The following is an 18,995-nucleotide window of genomic DNA, read 5'->3' on the forward strand; positions in this document are numbered from 1 at the left end:
CCCGAGCGCCGGGTGTCCGGCCCGCGCGACGGAAGGCGAGAACGACGGAAGGCGAGCACCGTGACCACCTCCGACGACGCCACTGCCGGATCCGAGCGGCAGGAGGAGGTCGGCCCCTCCCCCACCGACCCGCCGCGGTTCGAGCCGTACCACCACCCGGCGGCCGGCTGGGGCGCGGCGAAGAGCGTCACCCGCTTCCTGCTGCGCGAGGGCGCGTACGTGGACGGCCCGCGGGCGATCATGCGGATGAACCACGAGAGCGGCGGCTTCGACTGCCCCGGGTGCGCCTGGCCCGACGACACCAAGGGCCTGCACCTGGACATCTGCGAGAACGGCATCAAGCACGTCACCTGGGAGATGACCCGCAAACGGGTCGGCCGGGAGTTCTTCGCCGCGCACTCGGTGTCCGAACTGTCCGGCTGGAGCGACTTCGCGCTGGAGGACCAGGGCCGGCTGACCGAGCCCATGGTGTACGACGAGGCCGCCGACCACTACGTCCCGATCAGCTGGAAGGACGCGTTCGAGCTGGTCGGCCGCACCCTGCGCGAGCTGGACGACCCCAACCGGGCCGCGTTCTACACCTCCGGCCGGCTCGGCAACGAGGCGACGTTCCTGTACCAGCTGATGGCCCGCGAGCTGGGCACCAACAACCTGCCCGACTGCTCCAACATGTGCCACGAGGCCAGCGGGCGGGCGCTCCAGGCCTCGCTCGGCACGGGGAAGGGGACGGTCGACCTCAAGGACTGGGAGGTCACCGACGCGCTGTTCATCCTGGGCGTGAACGCGGCCTCCAACGCGCCCCGGATGCTCACCTCGCTCGCCGAGGCGTACAAGCGCGGCGCGCAGATCGTGCACGTCAACCCGCTGGTCGAGGCGGCGGCGACCCGGACGATCATCCCGCACGACTTCACGGACATGGCGCTGGCCAAGTCCACCCGCACCAGCACCCTGAACCTCCAGCCGCGGATCGGCGGCGACATGGCGCTGCTGCGCGGCATGGCGAAGGCCGTCCTGGAGCAGTCGGCGACCGACGACAAGGCGCTGGACCGGCTGTTCATCGAGCGCCACACCGCCGGCTTCGAGGCGTACCGGGACGTCTGCGCGAACACCTCCTGGGAGGAGATCGAGCAGCAGAGCGGGCTGGGCCGGGCCGAGATCCTCAAGGCGGCACGGATCTACCGTGAGGCCGACCGCTCGATCTTCAGCTGGTGCCTGGGCCTCACGCAGCACGAGCACGGCGTGGACACCGTGCGGGAGATCGTCAACCTCCTCCTGCTGCGCGGAAATCTGGGCCGGGAGGGGGCCGGGCCGTCGCCGGTGCGCGGGCACAGCAACGTCCAGGGCAACCGCACCTGCGGGATCGACCACCGGCCGACCGACGCCTTCCTGGACCGGCTCGCCGCGGTGTGCCGGATCGACCCGCCGCGCGCCCACGGCCTGGACACCGTCGGGACGATCGAGGCGATGCAGCGCGGCGAGGTGACGGTCTTCGTCGGCATGGGCGGCAACTTCGCGCTCGCCGCGCCGGACACCCCGTACACCCAGGAGGCCCTGGGCAAGTGCGAGTTGACCGTGCACGTGAGCACCAAGCTGAACCGCAGCCATCTGGTGCACGGCCGCCGGGCGCTGATCCTGCCGTGCCTGGGCCGCACCGAGAAGGACCAGCAGCGCGCCGGGGTGCAGTCCACCTCGGTCGAGGACTCGATGAGCATGGTGCACCTGTCGGTCGGCATGAAGCGCCCGGCCTCGCCCCACCTGCTCTCCGAGCCCGCGATCGTCGCCGGGATGGCGCGCGCGGCGCTGCCGGACAGCCCCACCCCGTGGGAGTGGTACATCGAGGACTACGACCGGATCCGCGACACCATGGCCCAGGTGCTGGACGGCTTCGAGGACTTCAACCGCCGGGTGCGGCTTCCGCTGGGCTTCCGGATCAAGCAGCCGGCCCGCGAGCTGGTCTTCCACACCCGCTCCGGCAAGGCCGAGTTCTCCGCGGCCGCACTGCCCGACGTCGTCCCCGCCCCGGGCACCCTGGCCCTGGGCACCATGCGCTCGCACGACCAGTGGAACACCACCATCTACTCGGACAACGACCGCTACCGGGGCGTGAAGAACCTGCGCACGCTGGTCTTCCTGAACCGGGACGACATGCGCGAGCGCGGCATCGCCGAGTTCGACCCGGTGGACATCACCAGCACCGCCGGCGACGGCAGCACCCGCTCGGTGCACGGCTACCTGGCCGTCCCGTACGACATCCCGCGCGGCTGCGCGGCGGGGTACATGCCGGAGCTCAACGTGCTGTGCGCGATCGGCGACCACAGCACCCAGAGCGACCAGCCGATCATGAAGCACCTGCGGGTCACCGTGACCAGAGCATGAACACGTCGACTCGAAATCAAAGGTAAAGGTTTAACCAAGTACGCAAGTAACGGCCTCCGCGCGTTCTATGCTTCTGGAGGTTTGAAGAAGGCACCTCGTTCGGTGAGGCTTCTTCACGGACACAGGCCACTGATCCGACGACGTCGAGAGACGCCCAGGGTTAGGACAGATCCTCCCGACCTAAGGGTTGATCCGAAGTGGCTTCCGGCCCAAGAGGGTTGGACACGCCGTGGAGTGCCAAAGCTCTGACGAGTTGGGGTGAGCCGGCGGTCGCTTCGCGCGCCGGCGAGCACCTTGCCGCGTCGATGACACGCACCACGGGGTGCGTCGGCCGGGAGGAGGCGAGAGACATGGACAGCAGTAGTCCGGGCCACAGTAGCCCCTGCACCCGCTTGTCCCGGTACAGCACGTACGTCACGTACACCACGTACACCACGTGCGTCATGCACAGCTCGCACACCTCCGGCACGCGGTAACAACCTTCCCTGCGCGTCCGCCTGACGGCGCATCACCTTCACCGACAGCACGCGGCTCCGCCGTGCCCGCACGGGCACGCCCCGCCGCGCGCCGGTGCGCCGTGCCCACTCGCAGGGGGAATTGCTGCTGCGCGCCCCCGAACCGCCCCACCTGCCGGGGCACACGGGAGGAACGTCATGACCATCAACACCACACTCGACTCCAAGGCCCACGAGCCGCGTTCGGCGGTACTGGACGACGCCCACGTCGGCGACATCAAGGGCGCGCTCGGCACCATCAGGCTCGACGACACGACACCTCGCCAGGGGCTGTCGGCGAGACTCAAGACCCTGCTCGCGATCGTCGGCCCCGGCCTGATCGTGATGGTCGGCGACAACGACGCGGGCGCCTTCTCCACCTACGGCCAGGCCGGCCAGAACTACGGCACCCAGCTGCTGTGGACCCTGCTCATGCTGGTCCCCGTCCTGTACGTGAACCAGGAGATGGTGCTGCGCCTGGGCGCCGTCACCGGTGTCGGGCACGCCCGGCTGATCCTGGAGCGCTTCGGCAAGTTCTGGGGCGCGTTCAGCGTCATCGACCTGTTCCTGCTCAACGCGCTCACGCTGGTCACCGAGTTCATCGGCGTCACGCTGGCGGCCGGGTACCTGGGCCTGCCGAAGGTCGCCTCGGTCGTCCTGGCGGCGGCGATCATCATCGCCTCGGCCTTCACCGGCTCCTTCCAGCGCTTCGAGCGGGTGGCGGTGACGCTGTGCGTGGGCTCGCTGCTGCTGGTGCCGATCTACTTCATGATCCACCCCAAGACCTCGCAGATGGCCCATGACTTCGTGGTGCCGAGCATGCCGGGCGGCGCGGGTGAACTGGCCGCCGTGATGCTGGTGATCGTCTCCATCGTCGGCACCACCGTGGCCCCGTGGCAGCTGTTCTTCCAGCAGTCGTACGTCATCGACAAGCGGATCACCCCGCGCTTCATGAAGTACGAGAAGGCCGACCTGTGGATCGGCATCGTGATCGTGCTCGTCGGCGCCGCCGCCATGATGGGCTTCACCGCCGCGGCCTTCGCGGGCACCGACGGCTTCGGCCAGTTCTCCGACGCCGCCGCCGTCGCCAGGGGCCTGGAGGACAAGGCCGGGCACGTGGTCGGCGTGCTGTTCGCGATAGCCCTGCTGGACGCCTCGATCATCGGCGCCTTCGCGGTGTCCCTCTCGACCGCCTACGCGATCGGCGACGTCTTCGGGATCAAGCACTCGCTGCACCGCGGAGTCAAGGGCGCCAAGGGCTTCTACGCGGTCTACGCCGGCCTGGTGGTCGCGGCCGCTGCCATCACCCTGCTGTCGAACGGCTACACCCAGGGCCTGATGACCCAGTTCGTCCAGGTGCTGGCCGGGGTGCTGCTGCCCTCGGCGACGGTGTTCCTGCTGCTGCTCTGCAACGACAAGGCCGTGCTCGGCCCCTGGGTCAACGGCCCCAAGACCAACGCCTTCACCTCAGCGGTCGTCGGCGTGCTGGTCATGCTGTCCCTGATCCTCACGGCGGCCGTGGTCTGGCCGGACATCAGCTCGGCGGCGATCCTCTGGATCATGGCCGGCTGCGGCGTGACGGGCGTGCTGGTCGCCGGGTACTTCTTCACCTTCGGCCGCCGGGGCACCAAGGAGGACCCGATCGACCGCACCGGCCGCGAGGAGTGGCGGATGCCCCCGCTGGAGACCCTCGCCAAGCCGGTGATGTCCACCGCCCGCAAGGTCGGCATGGGCGCCCTGCGCGCCTACCTGCTGATCGCGATGATCATGGTCATCATCAAGATCGTCCAGACCGCGCTCAGCCACTGATCCGCTGAGCCACCGAGCCGCCGAAGCGCCGACGCGACAACCCGCCGAAGCACTGAAGCGCTGATCCGAGCACCGGGGCGGCGACGCCCGGCACCAGCCCGCCGCCGCCCCGGCCCCACCCGGAACCCTCGACCGCCCCGCACCCGGGGAAGGAAGGAAGTACGGCCATGCGCACCACCCTGTTCCACCGCTGCCCGAGCGTCCGCCTCGCCCTGCACGACGGCGTCGAGCGCGACTACCGCCTCGACGACCCCGGCGCCTGCCCCCGCTCGGGCACGCCCAACACCCTGGCCTCCGCGTACGAGCCCCGCGTCCACCTGGCCTACCTGCTGGCCCGCCAGGGACACCGCCCGGACTGGCTCGCCCGATTCGCGGACCTCCCGCCGGCCGCCGCGCACCGCCTCACCCGCGCCGCCGCCCACCACCGGGACGCCCAAGCCGCCTGACGCACATCACACATGATGCTCCGTCAGCTCCTGCACCCTCGGTGCACCCGTTCACATTCATCGTTCCGTCACGGAGGTGACCAGCCATGTCCATCGTCGCCGCGTTCCAGCCCGTCCTCCCGTCCACCGACCGCGGCCGCCTGCGCGCCGCCCTCGCCGCGGTGGGCCGACGGCTGGCCTCCAGCCCGCTGGAGAGCTCCGTCCTCCAGACCGTCGCCGCCCCGGTCGGCGGCGCGCTCGGCGCCGCGCCGAGCGGCGGCCGGCTCCGGATGCGGGCCAGCTGGCACACCGTCGCCGCCCCGGACGGGACCACCCGGCTGGAGGCCACCTGGCACCCCGGGCACTGACCTCCCGCACTGACCGCCCGCAACGGCCGGCCCGTACCGACCGCCCCGTACCGACCGCCCCGTACCAACCCTTCTGTACCGACCAGCCGAAGGAGCATCCGCCATGGTCGTGCGCTACCCCAGGCTCGACGCCATCTTCTCGGACCACCCCGCCGCCGTCCGACGCCAGACGCCCGCCCCGAAGCCCACCGGCCCGACCAGGGGCGGCGACCCGGACACCGGCCTGGTGGTGAACCCCGAGCAGCGCACCGTCACCCTCGACGGCCAGCAGCTCGACCTGCCGTACCTGGAGTTCGAACTCCTCGCGCACCTGGTCGGCAACCCGCTGCGGGTGCACTCCCGCCGCCAGCTGATGGAGACGGTCTGGGGCCGGCCGGACACCGGCGACACCCGCACCATCGCCACCCACATCGCCCGGATCCGCCGCAAGCTCGGCCCAGGCCACCGGGAGGCGATCGCCACCGTCCGGCAGATCGGCTACAAGTACGACCCCCGGCTGGTCCGAGCCGCCTGAACCGGCTCCGCCCGCCCCCGCCACACCACCGGAGGAGGACACCGCATGACCAGAACCGCCCTACTCCCCTGGACCCGGAACTGGGCCTGGACCGGCAGAGGCACCGCGCTGTGCGGCGTCCTGCTCCTGCTCACCCTCCAGGGCGTCGCCGTCGGGGTCGCCCCCGGCCGGCTCCGGCTCTTCCTGTCCGGAGTGCTCATCGGCGCCTCGACCGCCGGACTGCTGCTCGCCCTGCTGCTGGCCCACAGCCAGCGGCGGGCGAGCCGCCCCGCGGCCGCCCGGACCGACACCACCCGGGCCGGCACCACCCGGACCGACGCCACCCGGGCCGACCTCGTCCTGGCGGCCGACGACGACACCCAGTGGTTCAGCGCCCGCTCGCTGGAGGGCTTCCCGATGGAGCAGGTCCGCCCCATCCTGCTCGCCCCCGGCGCCCCGGGCCTCAACCGGCTCTACACCGCCTGGATCTTCGCCACCCACGGCCACGACCCCCAGTGGATCGCCCAGCACCTCGACCTCCCCACCTCCACCGCCCGGCTGCTGGCCACCGCGGCCCGGCGGCACACCACCTCCACCCCCTCCGAGAGGAGGCCGCAGTGATCACGGCCCTCGACCACGTCCAGCTCTCCGCGCCGCCCGGCAGCGAGGCCCTGCTGCGCGCCTTCTACGGCGACGTCCTGCAGATGGCGGAGATCCCCAAGCCCGGACCGCTGACCGGCCGCGGCGGCTGCTGGTTCGCCGCCGACGGCGGGCGGGTGCGGCTCTACCTCGGCATCGAGGAGCGCTTCCGCCCCAGCACCAAGGCGCACCCCGGGATCGCGGTCTGCGAGATCGACGAGTTCGCGCTGCGGCTGTCGGAGCTCGGCGCCCAGGTGGTCTGGGACGACAGCCTGCCGCCGCGGCGCCGCTTCTACACCACCGACCCGGTCGGCAACCTGCTGGAGTTCGTCGAGGCCGCCTGAACAGCGGCCCCGGCCCGAGGTCATTTGCGTACGGACGTCGGGAGGGAGCAGACTGCCCGGGTTTGCGCGCCGGAGGTCCCCGTCATGCCCTTCCCGAAGTCCGCCCCGGGCCGGTCCCGGGGTTCGCTGCCGTCCCGGACGGTCGGCCGCCCGTCCCGGATGACCTGGGTCGACGTGATCGTGGCGGCCGCCGTCCTGGTCCTGCTCTACCTCGCGCTGCGGATCGGGCACGGCACGACCGTACGGTTCTCCACCGCCCGGGACGCCGCCGTCGACACCGACCCGGCCCGGCTGCCGTACGACGCGGCGCGCTCGCTGCTGCGGATGTTCGCCGCGCTCGCCGTCTCCGTCGTCTTCACCTTCGGCTACGCCTACGCCGCCGCCCGCAGCCGCCGCCTGGAGCGCGTGCTCATCCCGGCGCTGGACATCCTCCAGTCGGTGCCGGTGCTCGCCTTCCTGACCGTCGCCGTGACCGGCTTCCTCGCCCTGTTCCCCGGCTCGATGCTGGGCCTGGAGTGCGCCGCCGTCTTCGCCATCTTCACGTCCCAGGCGTGGAACATGACCTTCGGCTTCTACCACTCCCTGGTCTCGCTGCCGCGCGAACTCGACGAGCTGTCCCGCTCCTTCCGATTCAGCCGGTGGATGCGGTTCTGGAAGGTCGAACTGCCCTCCGGCATGATCGGCCTGGTCTGGAACGGCATGCTCAGCTTCGGCGGCGGCTGGTTCTTCCTCGTCGCCTCCGAGGCGATCAGCGTCGACAACCAGCGGTACGCGCTGCCCGGCGTCGGCTCCTACGCGGGCGCCGCCATCGCCGCCGGGGACCTCGGCCGGGTCGGCTGGGCGATCGCCACCATGGCCGTCCTCGTCGTCGGCGTGAACTTCCTGTTCTGGCGGCCGCTCACCGCCTGGGCCGAACGCTTCAAGAACGAGCAGTCCGAGGCCACCGAGGTGCAGCGCTCGGTCGTCCTCGACCTGCTGCGCCGCTCCCGCTGGCCCGCCCTGCTCGGCCGGGCGCTGCGGCCCCTCGGCGAGGCGCTGGGCCGGGCCGGGCGGGCGTTCGGCACCGATGACCGCCGGCTCGACGCCGGCCCCGGACGGCGACGCACCGGGGACGCCGCCTTCGCCCTCGTCTCCGGCGGCATCGTGCTGTGGGGCCTGGTCGACCTCGGCCGCTACCTCGCCGACCGCACCGGCCTCGGCGTCTTCGGCGAACCGCTGCTGCTCGGACTCGCCACCCTCGCCCGGGTGGTCGTGCTGGTCGCGGTGGCCACGGTCGTCTGGGTGCCGATCGGGGTGAAGATCGGCTTCTCCCCCCGGCTGACCCGGATCGCCCAGCCGCTGGTGCAGCTCCTCGCCAGCTTCCCCGCCAACTTCCTCTTCCCGCTGGTGGTCTGGCTGCTGCTGCGCACCGGACTCTCCATCGACCTCGGCGGCATCCTGCTGATGGCGCTCGGCGCCCAGTGGTACATCCTGTTCAACGCCATCGCCGGCGCCATGGCCATCCCCAGCGACCTGCGCGAGGCCATGGACAACCTCGGCGTGCGCGGCTGGCAGCGCTGGCGCCGGCTGATCATCCCCGGGATCTTCCCGGCGTACGTCACCGGCGGCATCACCGCCTCCGGCGGCGCCTGGAACGCCTCCATCGTCTCCGAGGTGGTCACCTTCGGCGGCACCACGCTCACCGCCACCGGCCTCGGCGCGTACATCGCGCAGGCCACCGCGCACGGCGACTACCCTCGGCTGCTCGCCGGGGTGGCGGTGATGAGCCTGTACGTCGTCGCCCTCAACCGCCTGCTCTGGCGCCGCCTGTACCGGCTGGCCGAGCGCCGCTACTCACTCTAGGTCTCACTCCCATGCGCTTCCCGTTCTCCCGCCCCGCGCCCACCGCCCCCGCTGCCCCTGCCCCTGCCCCTGCCACCGCCGCTCCCCCGGCTCCCGCCGACGGCGGGGTCCTGCTGGAGACCGTCGGCCTGACCAAGGCCTACGCCGGGGCCGACGGCGAACTGCCCGTGCTCTCCGGGATCGACCTCACCGTCCGGGCCGGCGAGATCGTCGCCCTGCTCGGCCGCTCCGGCTCTGGCAAGTCCACCCTGCTGCGCTGCCTGGCCGGCCTGATCCCGCCCAGCTCCGGCACCGTCCGCTACCGCGGCACCCCGCTCACCGGCGCCAACCCGGGCACCGCGCTGGTCTTCCAGACCTTCGCCCTGCTGCCCTGGCTGACGGTCCGTCAGAACGTCGAACTCGGCCTGGAGGCCCGCGGGGTGCCGCCGCGCGAACGCGCCCGGGCCGCCGACCAGGCCATCGACCTGATCGGCCTGGCCGGCTTCGAGTCCGCCTACCCCAAGGAGCTCTCCGGCGGGATGCGCCAACGCGTCGGCTTCGCCCGGGCGCTGGTCGTCGAACCGGACGTGCTGATGATGGACGAGCCGTTCTCCGCGCTCGACGTGCTCACCGCCGAGAACCTGCGCGGTGAGCTGATGGAGCTGTGGGAGTCCGGCCAGTTCCCCACCCGCGCCGTCGTCCTGGTCACCCACAACATCGAGGAGGCGGTGCTGATGGCCGACCGCATCGTGGTCCTCGGCTCCCGCCCGTACGGCACCATCCGCGAGACCGTCGAGGTCGACCTGGAACGCCCCCGCGACCGCGACTCCGCCGCCTTCGACGAACTGGTCGACCGGGTCTACCGGATCATGACCGGCCGCCCCAAGGAGACCCGACCGCCCGGCCGCCCCGACCCCGGCCGGGCCGACCGCCGCACCGTCGCCAACACCCCCCTGCCCACCGCCAGCGTCGACGGCCTCTCCGGCCTCGCCGAGATGATCGCCCACCGCGACGGCCGCTGCGACCTCGCCGGCCTCGCCGACGAACTCGGCCTCGACATCGACGACATGCTCCCCCAGCTCGACGCCCTCGACCTGCTCGGCTTCGCCGAGATCCACGGCGACGACCTGCTCCTCACCGAGGACGGCGCCGACTTCGCCGGCGCCGACGTCCAGGACTCCCGCGCCATCTTCGCGGGCGCGGCCGTCGAGGTCCCGCTGGTCCGGCTGATCGCCAACAGCCTCCGCGGCGAACCCGGCGCCACCGTCCGCGCCGGCTTCTTCCGCGACCTGCTCGCGCACCACTACACCAGCGAACAGGTCGACCGCCAGCTGGAGACGGCCACCGACTGGGGCCGCTACGCGGGGCTGTTCGGCTACGACGCGGCCCGACAGGAGTACCGGCTGGAGGAGGCCTAGTCGGGGCGATGACGCCGCACCGGTCGCCGCCACCGGTGGAGAATGACGTCCAGACCGGAACGTCAACTGGACGGAGAAGCAGGGATGTTGAACAGGCGTCGGTTCCTCGGAGCGGTCGGCGGCTCGGTCGGCGCGGCACAGCTGCTGCCGTACGCGGCGTCCGCCGCACCGCTGGGCCACGAGCACTTCATGGCAGCGGCCGTCGAGGAGGGTCGCAGGAACGAGCGCTACCCGTTCGGGGCCGTGATCGTGCGCTCGGGCACGGTGGTGGCCCGAGGCGTCGCGTCGGGCGACAACCCGACGTCCCACGGCGAAATGGTCGCCATCGACGACCACGTGGACCGGCTGGGCAACCAGGGGTGGGCGGACGCGACCCTCTACACGACGGCGGAACCGTGCCCCATGTGCATGAGCGCCTGCGCGTGGGCCGGGATCGGGCAGGTCGTGTGGGGGACGTCGATCGAAGGACTGCGCCGCACCGGCCTGGACCAGATCGACCTGGCGGCAACCGCCGTCGCCGAGGCCTCCAAGTCCTTCTACACCCCGAAGCTGCTCCTGGGCGGGGTGCTGGCCGACGAGACCGACGCCCTCTTCCGCCGCGCCCAGGACCTGCGGCGCGGCGGCGCGGAGGAGAACGGCGAGGACTGACGCGTCCCAGGAATCCGCCGGCGGCGCCGATCGTTCGACCCGGTACGTGATCGCCGCCGACAGCCACGAGGACCGGATCCGGCGGTTCCCGGAACGTCGCGTTCCACGAGCGCCTCGGCTTCGCGGTCACGGCCGAGGTCCGGCTCCCCGACGGCGGCCCCCACACCTGGTGCATGCGCAGGGAGCCCCGCTGACCCGCCTGACCCGCCAACCCGCCGGCGTGCTAGCCCGCCTGACCGGTGGCGGGGCGGCGGCGGACGGCGCGGACGGCGCGGGCGAAGGGCTGCTCGGCGGGCGCGACGACCGGGGCCGCTCCGCCGTCGCCGTCACCGTCGCGGCCCGGCAGGTCGTTCGCGATGAGGGCGGCCTCGGTCAGCAGGCCGCGCACCTCGGTGGCGCGGTAGAAGATCCGGGTGCCCTCCCGGCGGGCCACCACCAGGCCTGCGGCCCGCAGCTTCGCCAGGTGCTGCGAGGTGGCCGCGACATGGGCGCCCAGCAGCTCCGCCAGCTCGCTGACCGGCAGTTCCCGACGGCTCAGCGCCCACAGCAGCCGGTAGCGCGACGGGTCGGCCACCGCCTTCAGCACCGCGACCGCCCGTTCCGCCGCGTCGGTATCCCAGGCCTCTTCCTTCGCACCACCCATACAGGGATCGTACCGACGCGCGTCCGCCGCCCGCCGTCCGCCGTCCGCCGGAGACGGCGGACGGACGACAGATGACGGACGACGGGTGTCAGATGTCAGCGAACAGATAACAGATGACGGATGACAGATTTCGAAATCTGTCATCCGTCATCTGTTACTCGTCATCTGTTCGCCGCCGCCCCGCGCACCCGCCCTCAGGCCGGGCGGGTGCCGTCCAGGTACGCCAGCACCGCCAGCACGCGGCGGTTGTCGTCGTCCGAGGCGCCCAGCCCGAGCTTGGCAAAGATGTTGGACGTGTGCTTGCTGACCGCGCCCTCGCTGAAGTGCAGCCGCCCCGCGATCGCGGCGTTGGAGCGCCCCTCGGCCATCATCGCGAGGACATCCCGCTCCCTCGGGGTGAGCAGGGCGAGCGGCTGGTCGTAGGCGTTGCGGGCGAGCAGGCGGGAGATGACCTGCGGGTCCATGACGGTACCGCCGTCGGCGACGGTGTGGACGGCGTCCACGAACTGGTCGGCCTTGGAGACGCGGTCCTTGAGCAGGTAGCCGACGCCCCCGGTGCCGTCGGCGATCAACTCCCGGGCGTAGAGCTGCTCGACGTGCTGGGAGAGGACCAGGACGGGCAACCCGGGCCGCTCCCTGCGGGCCGCGAGCGCGACCTGGAGTCCCTCGTCGGAGTAGGTGGGGGGCAGCCGGACGTCGACCACGGCGATGTCGGGGCGGTGTTCGGCGAGGGCGGCGGCCAGTTCGGGGCCGCTCTCCACGGCGGCGACGACGTCGTGTCCGTGGGCGCTCAGCAACAGTTCCAGTCCGTCCCTCAGCAGGACGAGGTCCTCGGCGAGGACAACACGCACGGAATCTCCATGATCAGCCTGGTCGGACCCCCCGGGGGGCTGCTCAGCGTGAGCGTACCGTCGAACACGGCCAGCCTGCGCTGGATGCCCCGCAGGCCGCTGCCCCGGCCGGGGTCGGCGCCACCGCCACCGTCGTCGGACACCTCGGCCCGCAGCAGTCCGGCGGCATGGGTGAGTTCCACCGTGGCGCACCGGGCCCCACCGTGCTTCACGGCGTTGGTGAGCGCCTCGCTGACGGCGAAGTAGACCGCCGACTCCACCGGCGCCTCCGCCCGGCCGGGCAGTGCGGTCCGCACCTCGACCCTCAGCGGGACGTCCAGCGCCAGCGCCCGCACCCCCTCCGCGAGGCCGCGCTCGGCGAGCACCGGCGGGTGGATGCCGCGCACCAGGTCGCGCAGTTCCTGAAGGGCCGCGGTGACGTTCTCCTGGGCGTCCGTCACCACCCGCTTGGCCTGCTCCGGGTCGCGGTCGACGAGCGCCGCGACCGCGCCCAGCCGCAGGCTCACCGCGACCAGCCGGGCCTGGGCTCCGTCGTGCAGGTCCCGTTCGATCCGGCGCAGTTCGGCGGCCTGGGCCTCGGTGGCGTCCAGCCGGATCTCGGTGAGCTGCTCGACCCGCCGGGCCAGCCGGGCGCGCTCGGTCGGCCCGAGCAGGGCGCGGGTCCACCGGGCGTGCAGGCGCAGCGCGGGCCGGGCGAGGGCGAGGCCGCCCGCCACCAGGGCCAGGCCGGGCAGCGGGGCGAGGGCGCCGTCCAGCGGGAGCAGGTCGTAGCCGGGGCCGGGTGCCGGCAGGAGGGGCTGCGCGAGCCCGTACAGGCCGTAGCCGATCAGCAGCAGGGGCGCGGCGGTGATGCCTCCGCCGACAAGCGGGTCGGTGACGGCCCACAGGTTGTCGCGCCAGGTCGCCGGGTCGTTCCAGATCCAGCGGAGGTTGCGGGCCATGCTCGCGAACCGGCGGTTCCTGTGGTAGTCGTGACCGGTCCAGAACCAGCCGTGCAGGGTGCGCTCCAGCGCGGGGCGCGGCCGGTAGGGCGACGGTACGGGCACCTGCGACCAGTGCCCGGCCGCCCGCCGGGCGGCCTCGGCCGCGGAACGGACCAGCCGGACGGCCAGCAGGGCGAACGGGAACAGTCCGAGGCCGCACCAGAGCACGGCCGCGAGCACCACGAGCACGCCCAGCGCCACCCCGGCCGGTATCAGCACGGTCAGGACGGCGAGGCGCCCGAGCGCCTGGACGGCCGGGCGCAGCGCTCGGACGCCTGGAGACTGCGGGCTGCTCACTGGACCTCCGGGTTCGTGCGTCGCTGCGGCCGTGCGGAGACGGGCCGCGCACAGACGGGCCGCGCACAGACGGACCGTGCGCAGGCGGGCCGTGCCCGTACGGGCCGTTCATGATCGCAGCCGGCCCGCCCCGCCGGCGGAACGGGGCGGGCCGCACGCGGGCAACGGGCGGTGTTCACCGGGTCGTTGCCCGTTCGGAGGGTGCCTGAGCGGCCGGCACCGGCTCCGGGTCCGAGGGTGCGGCGGCTCGCTGACCCCGGTTCAGCCGGTGCCCCGCGAACAGCAGCCCCGCGCCGAGCAGGACGAACCCGCCGGCCGCCGGCGCCTGCCAGGCCGGGGGCAGGTACATGGCCGCGAACCAGCTCCGGTTGGTCGGCGCGAAGAACGACATCCCCATCGCCACCGCGCCCTGCGGGGCCACGCCCAGCATCCCGGCCGTGATCAGCAGTCCGACCGCCGCGGCGCGGCCGCGCGGGAGCCGGTCCCGGGCGTCCTGCTCCGCCTGCTCCGCCTGGCCCGTCGGCGCCCGCCGGGCGCCCTTGCGCATCACGTCGAGCAGCTCCGGCCCGTCGGCCTCCAGCCGCCGCCGGGCCGCCCGGCCGAGCCACCACGCGTACAGCAGTCCGGTGCCGAGGCCCGCCGCCACCCCGGCCCAGCGCAGCGGCGCGCTGTGCAGCAACGTGCCGGCGAGTACGACGCCCGCGGCGGGCAGGGCGGCGAGGAGTTGGAGCAGCAGGACGGCCAGGCCCTGCATCCGGCCCTGGTCGGCGCTCTCGTCGCCGAAGGCGTCCAGCGGGTTGCCGCCGGGCCGGTCCGGGGAGGGCGCGGGGCCGAGCAGGGACATCAGCGGTGCCAGTCCGGCCCCGGCGCCGAGGACGGCGGGCAGGACGGCGAGCAGCCAGGGCCAGACCCGCCCGGGCGGGGCCGCGACGGCCGGGGCCAGGGTGAGCAGCAGGGCGGCCGGGGCGACGACGATCAGCCAGGCCAGCTGCCGGGCCCGGACGTCGACCCGTTCGGCGCCGGGGACGAGAAGGGTCAGCCAGAGCGCGCCGGCGTCCAGGCCGTACAGGTTGGCGCACAGGGAGCCGGCGAACAGCGCGGCGACCACGCCCGTCCACGGCACCAGGGTGTCGAAGCCGCCGAGCAGCGGGAGCAGGCCGGTGAACACGCCGGTCCACAGCGCCGCCCGCAGGGCGCGGGCCCGGCGCGGGTCGCGCACCCACAGCCGCAGTTCCTTGCCGAGGACGGCGCCGGCCGGGGTGTCGGGGACGGCCCGCAGCAGGGCTGCCCACAGCGGTGCGGCGCGCCCGACGGCCGCCGGCCGTCCCCCGGCGGTGCCGCGCGCCAACTGCCGGGCGAGCAGCGCCGTCCAGGCCGCGAACAGCAGCGCGGAGAGGGCGAGCAGTCCGCCCAGGCAGGCCGCGACCAGGGCCCAGTCGGAGCGCCGGGCGGCGTCGACCGCGACCGCCGACCAGCCCGAGGGCAGCACCCGTACGACGGTGCCGGCCTCGGCGGACCACTCGCCGGTGAGCAGCCGGAGGAAGAAGCCGATCGCGAACCAGCCGGTGTTGAGGAAGCCGATGACGAGGCCGACCAGCAGCGCGGACAGCTCCCAGCCGAGCCGTGAGCGGGCCGCGCCGCCGAGGCTCTGGAGGGTGAGCTTGGACAGCACCACCACGAACAGCAGCTGCAGCAGCAACGCGGGGACGGCGACCAGGGCGGGCAGCGGCCCCAGCCCGGCGCCGAAGACGACCAGCACCGTGAAGGCGATCAGGCCGACCAGCGGGCTGATGCCGACGAAGGAGGCGCCGAGCAGCCCGAGGGCCAGGGTGCGCGGGCGTTGCGGCACCAGGGCGAGGTAATCGAGCCGCAGGGTCGGGTCGCCGCCGGTGACGGTCGGGGCGAGCGCCCAGCCGACCGTCCACAGCAGCAGCACGGCGGCGACCACGCCGACCCCGGCCCCGGGGGTGGGGAAGTCCGCCAGGCCGAGCAGCGCGGTGCCGACGGCCGCGAGGGTGCCGGTGACCGCTCCGAGGACCAGGCTCGCGGCCCGGGGGCCGGACATCGACCGCCGCAGGACGGCCAGCTTCATTCCGGTCAGGACGCCAACCACGACAGCCCCTCCACTCCCCCGCGGCGGGCGCCGACCAGGTCGACGAAGGCCTCCTCCAGACCGCGCCCGGCGCGGACCTCGTCGACCGGTCCGGCCGCCAGGACCCTGCCGTGGGCGATCACGCCGACGTGGTCGCAGAGCTGCTCGACCAGGGCCATCACGTGGCTGGAGAGGACCACCGAGCCGCCGGAGGCGGTGAAGCGGCGCAGGATGGCCCGGATGGTCGCGGCGGACACCGGGTCGACGGCCTCGAAGGGTTCGTCCAGCACCAGCAGCCGGGGGGCGTGCAGCAGGGCGGTGGCCAGGCCGATCTTCTTGCGCATCCCGGTGGAGTAGTCGATGACGGGGGTGTGCTCGGCGCCGTCCAGCTCCAGGACGGCCAGCAGCTCCTCGGCCCGGTCGTCCGCGGTGCGGGCCGGCAGGCCGCGCAACCGGCCCAGGTGGTGCAGCAGTTCACGCCCGGTGAGGCGCTCGGGCAGCATCATGCCGTCCGGCAGCACCCCGACCAGGGCCTTGGCCCGTACCGGGTCGCTCCACACGTCGGCCCCGAGGACCGCCGAGCTCCCGGCGTCCGGCCGCAGCAGGCCGACGGCCATCGACAGCGAGGTGGTCTTGCCCGCGCCGTTGGGGCCGACCAGCCCGTAGAACGATCCGCGCGGCACGACCAGGTCGACCCCGTCCACCGCGACGAACGACCCGAAGCGCTTGCGCAGTCCCGACAGCCGTAGCGCCGGGGCCCCTTCGTCCGCCCCCGCCCGGGGCCCCTGCCCCACGCGCGCCGTTGCCCGCACCTCGTCCTCCCCGCGTCCGCACGGCCGCCCCCGCTCGGGGCGGCACGTGATCAACGCTAGGGACGGCGGGGCTCCGGCAGAATCCACCTGCACCCCCGGCCGGGGGTGGGGCTGGGCCCACCCCAACGGCGGCGTAGGCGCCCGAGGCCCCGGCGGCCGGACGCGCCGCGAACGAAGTTCGTCCCGCGATATCGGTAATACACAGTGTGATCACTCCGCACGCCGAGTAAGGTCCACGGAACGAACGCGGGGCCGCCCCCTGGCGCCCCGCGGGTGAAGACCTCCGGCGACCGAGGGGTGTGGACCGTGCGCGACCATGACCGGCTGCCCGACCACGACCGGCCGGAAGAGCGGTTCGGGCTGATCCGGCCGCACCTGCGGGCCCTCGCGTACCGGCTGCTGGGTTCGCACGCGGACTCCGAGGACGCCGTGCTGGAGGCCTGGATCAGGCTCGGCCGGATCAATCCGGAGGAGGTCGACGACCTGCCCGCCTGGCTGACCACGGTGACCGGCCGGGTCTGTCTGAGCCTGCTCCGCGCCCGCGCCGCACGGCCCGGGGGCCCGGTCGGGGTGCACCTGCCGGACGTGGTCGTCGAGCCCGAGCCGCCCCACGACCGGGAGGGCAGGACGGCGCCGAGCGACCAGGTCGGCCTCGCGCTGCTGGTCGCGCTGGACGCGCTCGCCCCCGCCGAGCGGGTCGCCTTCGTGCTGCACGACCTGTGCCGGCAGCCCGTCGACCGGATCGCGACCGTCCTCGAACAGCCCACGGCGGCCACCCGCAAGCTCGTCGAGCAGGGGCGCCGACGGGTACGGGAGGCGCGGGAGGCGGACTCCGAGCCGGGCTTCGCGACCCGCCGCAGGCTGGTGGAGGCCTTCTTCGCCGCGGCGCGGGACGGCGATCCGGACGGACTGGCGGCCCTGTTGGACCCGGAGGCCGAGCTGCGCGCGGACGGCGGCACCGCCCTCCCCGCCGCCACCGCCGCCATCCGCGGCGCCCGCGGGGTGGCGGAGCATGCCGCGTCGCTCGGCCGGGGCGGGCCGACGGTCACCGCCGTGCTGGTCAACGGCGCCCCCGGCGCCCTGGTCAGCCGGTACGGCGTGCCGGTCGCGGTCGCGGGCTTCGCGGTACGGGCCGGGCGGATCACCCGGATCCAGCTCCTGCTGGACCCCCGGCGGCTCGCCCCGGTCGGCTTCGCCGCCTTCACGGCGTAACCGGCCGCAGGAGCGGGTCGCGGCCACCGAGCCGACTCCACGCTGCACGCCGGCCCGGTGGCCGGCGCCACCGCCGCGGACGTCGTGGACGGCCCGCGCCCGACGGGCGTCGGCGGCGGCATCGCCACCGTCGTCGGCGCCTTCTTCGCCCCGCTCACCAGGAAGGACGCACCGGCCGCCGACGAGTCCGAGGCCGCCGAGCGCCCGATCACGGCCGACTGACGCCCCGTTGACATCCCATCAGTCCGTCGAAGCCCACGAAGCCGCCAGGCCACTCCGGCCCCTGGCGGCTCCGCCCGCGGTCGTGCACAGTGCAGGAGGCAACCCAGGACCAGCAGTCAAGCCAGGACCAGCCGGAGGACAGGACCCCGTGACCACCGATTCGACGCCGACCACCCGCCCCGCCGAGGCCGCCGGAACCCTGCGGCTCGGCGGCGACCTGACCGTCAACCGCCTGGGCTACGGCGCGATGCGCCTCACCGGCCCCGGCATCTGGGGCGAGCCCAGCGACCCCGAGCAGGCCGTACGGGTCCTGCGGCGGGCCGTGGAGCTCGGCGTGAACTTCATCGACACCGCCGACTCCTACGGCCCCTTCACCTCGGAGACCACGATCCGGCGGGCCCTCCACCCCTACGCCGACGGCCTCGTCATCGCGACCAAGGCCGGCCTCACCCGGCCGGGGCCGAACGACTGGCGTCCGCTCGGTCGGCCGGAGTACCTTCGCCAGCAGGCCGAGTTGAGTCTTCGTCACCTCGGCCTGGAACGGATCGACCTCTTCCAGCTGCACCGGATAGACCCGGCCGTACCGCTGGAGGACCAGGTCGGCGAGCTGAAGCTGCTACAGGAGGAGGGGAAGATCCGCCACATCGGGCTGTCCGAGGTGACCGTCGAGGAGATCGAACGGGCCCGCGGCACCGCCGAGATCGTGTCGGTGCAGAACCTCTACAACCTGGCCGACCGCACGCACGAGGAGGTGCTGCGCCACTGCGAACAGCAGGGCCTCGCCTTCATCCCCTGGTTCCCGATCGCCACGGGCCGGCTGGCCGCACCCGGCGGCCCGCTCGCCTCCGTCCAGGTGTCCCGTGCCGCCACCGCCGCCCAGCTCGCGCTGGCCTGGCTGCTGCGGCACTCGCCCGCGCTGCTGCCGATCCCGGGCACGTCCTCGGTCGAGCACCTGGAGGAGAACACCGCCGGCGCGCTGATCGCGCTGTCGGACGAGGAGTACGAGGCGATCGGCGCCGCCGCCTGACAGCCGTCCGATACGAACAAG

18 protein-coding genes and 1 riboswitch are annotated in these 18,995 nt (G+C 73.5%); of the genes, 13 read left to right on the plus strand and 5 right to left on the minus strand.

Features of this window, described 5'->3' with window-relative positions; translation table 11 throughout:
* The first annotated feature begins 60 nt into the window (after positions 1-60).
* The 10 genes from RZ50_RS27275 to RZ50_RS27320 all read left to right on the plus strand — a co-directional run bounded on the left by RZ50_RS27275 (position 61) and on the right by RZ50_RS27320 (position 10,835).
* Entirely contained in the window at positions 61-2,376 is a 2,316-nt protein-coding gene (locus tag RZ50_RS27275; RefSeq protein ID WP_196948813.1) for an FdhF/YdeP family oxidoreductase, read from the plus strand.
* An 87-nt stretch (positions 2,377-2,463) separates the two neighbouring features.
* Positions 2,464-2,641, plus strand: a riboswitch (M-box (ykoK) riboswitch).
* 388 nt (positions 2,642-3,029) lie between these two features.
* On the plus strand, positions 3,030-4,679 hold the full coding sequence (locus RZ50_RS27280; RefSeq protein WP_217680873.1) for an NRAMP family divalent metal transporter: 1,650 nt from the start codon (positions 3,030-3,032) through the stop codon (positions 4,677-4,679).
* 167 nt (positions 4,680-4,846) lie between these two features.
* Positions 4,847-5,125 (plus strand): hypothetical protein, encoded by a 279-nt coding sequence (locus RZ50_RS27285; protein ID WP_217680875.1) that lies wholly within the window; start codon positions 4,847-4,849, stop codon positions 5,123-5,125.
* A gap of 86 nt (positions 5,126-5,211) precedes the next feature.
* A complete protein-coding gene (locus RZ50_RS27290) occupies positions 5,212-5,472 on the plus strand; it encodes a hypothetical protein (protein ID WP_217680877.1) in 261 nt (86 codons plus the stop codon).
* Between the two features lie 103 nt (positions 5,473-5,575).
* Entirely contained in the window at positions 5,576-5,986 is a 411-nt protein-coding gene (locus tag RZ50_RS27295) for a winged helix-turn-helix domain-containing protein (RefSeq protein WP_217680879.1), read from the plus strand.
* 45 nt (positions 5,987-6,031) lie between these two features.
* Positions 6,032-6,586, plus strand: a complete 555-nt coding sequence (locus RZ50_RS27300; RefSeq protein WP_217680880.1) for a hypothetical protein — start codon at positions 6,032-6,034, stop codon at positions 6,584-6,586.
* Complete coding sequence (locus RZ50_RS27305; protein WP_217680882.1) at positions 6,583-6,948, plus strand: VOC family protein; 366 nt, start codon at positions 6,583-6,585, stop codon at positions 6,946-6,948. Before RZ50_RS27300 ends, RZ50_RS27305 begins: the two co-directional genes overlap by 4 nt.
* An 84-nt stretch (positions 6,949-7,032) precedes the next feature.
* The gene (locus RZ50_RS27310) at positions 7,033-8,790 is read left to right on the plus strand and encodes an ABC transporter permease subunit (RefSeq protein WP_217680884.1); all 1,758 of its coding nucleotides are present in this window, start codon (positions 7,033-7,035) and stop codon (positions 8,788-8,790) included.
* Positions 8,791-8,801: 11 nt separating this feature from the next.
* Positions 8,802-10,187: a nitrate/sulfonate/bicarbonate ABC transporter ATP-binding protein gene (locus RZ50_RS27315; RefSeq protein WP_217680886.1), complete on the plus strand. Its 1,386-nt coding sequence runs from the start codon at positions 8,802-8,804 to the stop codon at positions 10,185-10,187.
* Positions 10,188-10,271: 84 nt separating this feature from the next.
* Complete coding sequence (locus tag RZ50_RS27320; protein WP_254803071.1) at positions 10,272-10,835, plus strand: nucleoside deaminase; 564 nt, start codon at positions 10,272-10,274, stop codon at positions 10,833-10,835.
* A 223-nt stretch (positions 10,836-11,058) separates the two neighbouring features.
* Here the strand turns inward: RZ50_RS27320 and RZ50_RS27325 are convergent, their stop codons facing one another.
* The 5 genes from RZ50_RS27325 to RZ50_RS27345 form a co-directional block, all read right to left on the minus strand.
* Positions 11,059-11,478, minus strand: coding sequence for a metalloregulator ArsR/SmtB family transcription factor (locus RZ50_RS27325; RefSeq protein ID WP_217680888.1), 420 nt, complete (start codon positions 11,476-11,478; stop codon positions 11,059-11,061).
* Between the two features lie 194 nt (positions 11,479-11,672).
* Positions 11,673-12,329: a response regulator transcription factor gene (locus RZ50_RS27330; RefSeq protein WP_217680890.1), complete on the minus strand. Its 657-nt coding sequence runs from the start codon at positions 12,327-12,329 to the stop codon at positions 11,673-11,675.
* Complete coding sequence (locus tag RZ50_RS27335) at positions 12,293-13,609, minus strand: histidine kinase (protein ID WP_308272358.1); 1,317 nt, start codon at positions 13,607-13,609, stop codon at positions 12,293-12,295. Before RZ50_RS27335 ends, RZ50_RS27330 begins: the two co-directional genes overlap by 37 nt.
* Before the next feature lie 175 nt (positions 13,610-13,784).
* Complete coding sequence (locus RZ50_RS27340; protein ID WP_217680892.1) at positions 13,785-15,722, minus strand: hypothetical protein; 1,938 nt, start codon at positions 15,720-15,722, stop codon at positions 13,785-13,787.
* A complete protein-coding gene (locus tag RZ50_RS27345; protein ID WP_308272360.1) occupies positions 15,707-16,513 on the minus strand; it encodes an ABC transporter ATP-binding protein in 807 nt (268 codons plus the stop codon). Before RZ50_RS27345 ends, RZ50_RS27340 begins: the two co-directional genes overlap by 16 nt.
* 306 nt (positions 16,514-16,819) lie before the next feature.
* Here RZ50_RS27345 and RZ50_RS27350 point away from each other — a divergent pair, with 306 nt between their 5' ends.
* The 3 genes from RZ50_RS27350 (at position 16,820) to RZ50_RS27360 (ending at position 18,974) form a co-directional block, all read left to right on the plus strand.
* Positions 16,820-17,725: a sigma factor gene (locus RZ50_RS27350; protein WP_308272362.1), complete on the plus strand. Its 906-nt coding sequence runs from the start codon at positions 16,820-16,822 to the stop codon at positions 17,723-17,725.
* A 57-nt stretch (positions 17,726-17,782) separates the two neighbouring features.
* On the plus strand, positions 17,783-17,947 hold the full coding sequence (locus tag RZ50_RS27355) for a hypothetical protein (RefSeq protein ID WP_217680894.1): 165 nt from the start codon (positions 17,783-17,785) through the stop codon (positions 17,945-17,947).
* Positions 17,948-18,095: 148 nt separating this feature from the next.
* Positions 18,096-18,974 carry an aldo/keto reductase gene (locus RZ50_RS27360; RefSeq protein ID WP_217680896.1) on the plus strand — a complete coding sequence of 293 codons (879 nt, stop codon included), beginning with the start codon at positions 18,096-18,098 and terminating at the stop codon, positions 18,972-18,974.
* The last annotated feature ends 21 nt before the right edge of the window (positions 18,975-18,995 follow it).

Origin of the sequence: Kitasatospora sp. SUK 42 (genome assembly GCF_015776785.2) — a bacterium.
In the GTDB taxonomy this organism is placed as follows: domain Bacteria; phylum Actinomycetota; class Actinomycetes; order Streptomycetales; family Streptomycetaceae; genus Kitasatospora.